At 54.7% G+C, this 1,117-nt stretch carries 1 protein-coding gene and 1 pseudogene; one reads left to right on the forward strand and one right to left on the reverse strand.

What is annotated here, in order from left to right; all coding sequences use genetic code 11:
• A partial coding sequence (locus AC1D1Z_RS37650; protein WP_477853930.1) for a type 2 periplasmic-binding domain-containing protein occupies nucleotides 1-339 on the forward strand: 339 nt, incomplete at its 5' end.
• 55 nt (nucleotides 340-394) lie between these two features.
• On the opposite strand, the pseudogene AC1D1Z_RS37655 reads toward AC1D1Z_RS37650, so the two are convergent.
• Nucleotides 395-694 (reverse strand): annotated as a pseudogene (locus tag AC1D1Z_RS37655) (DDE-type integrase/transposase/recombinase); the annotation flags it as partial.
• Nucleotides 695-1,117: the final 423 nt, after the last annotated feature.

Consider the following 1,117-nt stretch of genomic DNA (forward strand, 5'->3'; position numbering starts at 1 on the left):
GAGCACGGTTTTAAGCGGCGTATCGAAATCGTGGTCCAGGGCTTTAACGCGATCCCGATGTTACTTCAGGGGACGAATCGGATAGCAACCCTTCCCTTGCGGCTCGTCAGACATTTCGAACCCACCATCCGCCTCCAGATCGTCGATCATCCGCTGCCTTCCCTCTGGTTCACGGAGGCTGTGCAGTGGCCCTTGCTTCACAATTCCGACCCCGGAAGCATCTGGATGCGCGAGATAATGTTCCAGGAGGCTTCGCGCATGGAGGCCCCGGCGGAAAGCTCGGCAGACATCGACACGCCTATGTTTGACAGCGTCGCTGCCGAATGGTGTGCGGCTTGAGCCTGAAGATGCGGATACGCAGTTTTGTTAGCGGTGCTCGAAACCCGGGACGTTACTATGTTCCGGCTGGGTGAAGATCTGCGTGTCTGCTGATCCGGTCGTGGATGGAAACGAAAACGCTGAAGCTGTCGAGATACTTTGAAGCGCTTCATGATCCTCTCCCGTCGTCGGATGGGTTGATGAGGATTCTCCACCCTATTATTCAGTCGGTTGTGAGAACGATGATTGAGGCTTGGTGTGCTCTTTCGTTTCGCCGCACCATAGGACGTAGCTTGTCGGTGATCATTACACGGGGCGGACGGTCTTGTGTTTTCAGGAGCTTGCGCATCAAGCGCTTTGCCGCCCGGTTCTTCCGAAGTGGTGGGCCCTTGTCCTAAGAGACAGTATGCTAGCATTCAGAGGTCCGCTACTTCAACCGAAATGCTGGCGAAAACTCGTCAGTCACTCTGCCCCACACCGACCCCGTTTGAGGATCGCCAGGACTCCTCACGGAGTAATGGCGGTAGCCATTGGCGCACCGCCACCGATTTCCTGAAGATGGGGCAATTACGAGCCAGCCTATTGGGTCTTTGAGAATTTGAACCATTATGTTGGAGATTTTCGTCGTTGTCCGCGAAATGAGCAGTCAATGGCGCCCGCATCTGGTCACAATATGATGTCATCTGCAGCGTCCGAAAGGATGGTTTATCACTCAATGCTTTCAAAACAGATCCAGATTGCCATCGTGTTCCCTGCGCTGGTGCTTACCGCTTGCTCAAACACCGAACCGCTCCAGACG

This window comes from Rhizobium sp. P1_E1, from assembly GCF_056406015.1.